This window comes from Emticicia sp., from assembly GCF_049241225.1.
GTDB lineage: Bacteria > Bacteroidota > Bacteroidia > Cytophagales > Spirosomataceae > Emticicia.
The window spans coordinates 1-3,236 of record NZ_JBMLRC010000178.1; the positions used below are offsets into that span (position 1 = coordinate 1).

Sequence of the window (3,236 nt, forward strand, 5' to 3'; positions counted from 1 at the left end):
CAAATCATGATTTTATCCAAAAAGTTGTGACACAAATCGGAACAAATCTTAAACTAATTTCACCCGATGGCGGAGCATTAAAGAAAATTTATAAAGTAGCTGAATATTTAGGTGGAATTGAGGTAGTAGAGGCCAGTAAAAGTCGGGATGTAAAAACAGGAAAACTTACAGGTTTTAAAGTTTATCACGATGATTTAGAAGGTTCCGATTGCTTGATTGTAGATGATATTTGTGATGGCGGTGGAACGTTTATCGGTTTAGCTGACGAGCTGAAAAAGAAAAACTCAGGAAAGTTATATTTGGCAATTAGTCATGGAATTTTTAGTAAGGGCTTTGATGAGCTAAGCCAATGTTTTACACAAATTTTTACAACTAATTCATTTAAATATATTGACAATGAGGCAGTTGTGCAGATAGATTTAAGAAAGATAATATGAAGACAGAAAAATATATTGAACAAGTAAAACGATTACCAATTCATGGAAAACAAATAATTGGGAGAACAGACGGCACAACTATCATTGTCTATCAGGCATTTAATCAACATATAGCAAAATATGCTTTAGACAATCAAAAGTTTGGTGGAAGTAATTATAATTTTGGTAGAATGTCTTGGATAAAACCAGGATTCTTATGGATGATGTATCGGGCAGGTTGGGCAAGTAAAGAAAACCAACAACACATATTAGCGATAACCATTTCACTTGAAAACTTCAAAAAGATTCTTTCACAAGCCACGATTTCAAGTTTTGATGATAAAATTTTTGATACTCATCAAATTTGGAGAGATGAATTGAGTAAAACAGAAGTAAGGCTTCAATGGGACCCAGACCATGACCCTTTTGGAAATAAACAGAGTCGAAAAGCTATTCAATTAGGTCTAAAAGGAAGAATTTTAAAGCAATTTGCCACCGAATGGATTATTAAAATAGAAGATATTACAGATTTTTGTAAAAACGAATATCAGAAAGTAATTACCAAAAATATTGATGATTTGAATATTCCTTTTGAAGAAATTATTCAGATTGAAGATGAAAAAATTGAAAAAAGAATTGGAATTGAAAAATGAAAATCAAACTCATTAACGGAGATATAACAACAATCAAAATCGATGCGATTGTTAATGCAGCTAATTCTTCTTTATTAGGTGGTGGCGGTGTAGATGGTGCTATCCATAGAAAAGGTGGAAAAGAAATTTTAGATGAGTGCATACAAATACGCAATAAACAAGGCGGATGCTCAACAGGTGAGGCAGTTATCACTGGTGCTGGAAAACTACCTACAAAGTATGTTATTCATACAGTTGGTCCATTTTGGAGTGGTGGCACAAACAATGAAGAACAATTATTGGCAAATTGCTATCTTAATAGTCTAAAAATTGCTTTAGAAAACGGAATAAAAACGATTGCATTTCCTAATATCAGTACAGGTATCTTTAAATTTCCAAAAGAAAAAGCAGCTAAAATTGCTATTGATAGTATCAAAAACTTTTCTCCAATAGATACATTTCAAGAAATCATTTTTGTATGTTTCGACCAAGAAAATTATACTATTTACGAAAAACTATTACGACAATGAAATATACAAATGAATGGTTAATTGAAAAATTTCAAGCCAAAGAGAGATTAAAGTACCTATTCTTTTGGGGACATCAACCATCAAAAGATGGAAGTATTACCCAAAGTTGTTTCAGCCAATGGTGGATTGCAAAATTTGAAGTTGACGGGCATAATTATTTATCAGCAGAACATTGGATGATGGCCGAAAAAGCAAGGCTATTTAATGATAACGAAACTTTAGCTCGTATTATACAAGCTAAAAGTCCAGCCGAAGCAAAGAAATTAGGGCGATTAGTGAAGAATTTTGACGCAAAAATTTGGGACGATAAAAAGTTTGAAATTGTAGTTGAAGGCAATTTTCAAAAATTTTCTCAGCACTCTGATTTAAAGGAGTTTTTACTAAATACAAAAGAAAGAGTTTTAGTAGAAGCAAGTCCTGTTGATAAAATTTGGGGAATTGGAATGGCTGCAACCGACCCAAAAATAGAGAACCCAATGCTTTGGAAAGGTGAAAACCTGTTGGGATATGCTTTAATGGTTGTAAGAGATAAATTAATAGGAAAATGAAAAATCCAATAAAAAGTGTTCTATTTGGTGTAGCAGTTGGCGATGCTCTGGGAGTACCCGTCGAGTTTAAATCAAGGGAATATCTAAAACAAAATCCTTTGACCGATATGATAGGTTATGGTACTCATAATCAACCTGCGGGTACATGGTCAGATGATAGTTCGCTGACTTTCTGTTTAGCTGAAATGCTTTGTCAAAAATATGATTTACAGCTTTTATCTCGTAATTTTTTAAGTTGGTACAACGATAATTTTTGGACTCCACACGGTGTTGTTTTTGATATTGGTATAGCCACTTCATCGGCAATGTATTCACTATCTAAAGGTTCTGCTCCGACTTTAGCTGGTGGAACGGGAGAAGAAAGTAATGGTAACGGTTCTTTAATGAGAATACTACCAATCATTTTTTACATAAAAGATTTAGAAATTGACCAGCGTTTTCAAGTCGTTAGAGATGTTTCATCCCTTACCCATGCACATATTCGTTCTGTCATCGCCTGTTTTATTTACACAGAAATGGCTTTACAACTTTTAGAAGGCTATAATAAATGGGAGGCATTCAAGAATATGCAAAATATTGTGATAGAGTTTTTTAATAATAATGCTATTTGTAGTCAAAACGAGTTAGACAAATTTCATAGAATATTAGAAGATAACTCTAATCATCGGTATAAACTATCAACGATTAATGAACTTTATGAATCAGAAATAGCCTCTTCTGGATATGTTTTAGATACATTAGAAGCAAGTCTATGGTGTCTGTTTAAAGCAAATTCTTATGAAGAAACAGTTTTAATGGCGGTTAATCTTGGCAAAGATACAGATACCACTGGTGCTGTAGCTGGTGGTTTAGCTGGGCTTTTATATGGTTTTGATTCTATTCCAAAGAAATGGATTAATTCGCTTGCAAAAAAAGATGACATTTTTGAACTATGCGACAGATTTGCTAAAAAATACCCAACTTGGATTTAATAAACCAATTTCATCATGCCACAATCACTCGCCTACAACTACATACATTTTGTAACCAGTACAAAAAACCGCCAAAACTTAATTTTACCCCATATTCAAGATAAGCTATATGGCTATATTGGCGGTATTTGTAAAACTT

The 3,236-nt window shown here is 33.1% G+C and carries 5 protein-coding genes; all 5 read left to right on the forward strand.

All coding sequences use genetic code 11. The features are described from left to right. A partial coding sequence (locus tag ACOVO2_RS10125; RefSeq protein WP_421769856.1) for a phosphoribosyltransferase family protein occupies positions 1-437 on the forward strand: 437 nt, incomplete at its 5' end. Next, the gene (locus ACOVO2_RS10130) at positions 434-1,069 is read left to right on the forward strand and encodes a DUF4291 domain-containing protein (RefSeq protein WP_421769857.1); all 636 of its coding nucleotides are present in this window, start codon (positions 434-436) and stop codon (positions 1,067-1,069) included. The genes ACOVO2_RS10125 and ACOVO2_RS10130, both read left to right, overlap by 4 nt. Beyond that, positions 1,066-1,578: an O-acetyl-ADP-ribose deacetylase gene (locus ACOVO2_RS10135; RefSeq protein ID WP_421769858.1), complete on the forward strand. Its 513-nt coding sequence runs from the start codon at positions 1,066-1,068 to the stop codon at positions 1,576-1,578. The genes ACOVO2_RS10130 and ACOVO2_RS10135 overlap by 4 nt, the downstream gene beginning before the upstream one ends. Further along, a complete protein-coding gene (locus tag ACOVO2_RS10140; RefSeq protein WP_421769859.1) occupies positions 1,575-2,126 on the forward strand; it encodes an NADAR family protein in 552 nt (183 codons plus the stop codon). The genes ACOVO2_RS10135 and ACOVO2_RS10140 overlap by 4 nt, the downstream gene beginning before the upstream one ends. Beyond that, positions 2,123-3,097, forward strand: coding sequence for an ADP-ribosylglycohydrolase family protein (locus ACOVO2_RS10145; protein ID WP_421769860.1), 975 nt, complete (start codon positions 2,123-2,125; stop codon positions 3,095-3,097). Before ACOVO2_RS10140 ends, ACOVO2_RS10145 begins: the two co-directional genes overlap by 4 nt. Positions 3,098-3,236: the final 139 nt, after the last annotated feature.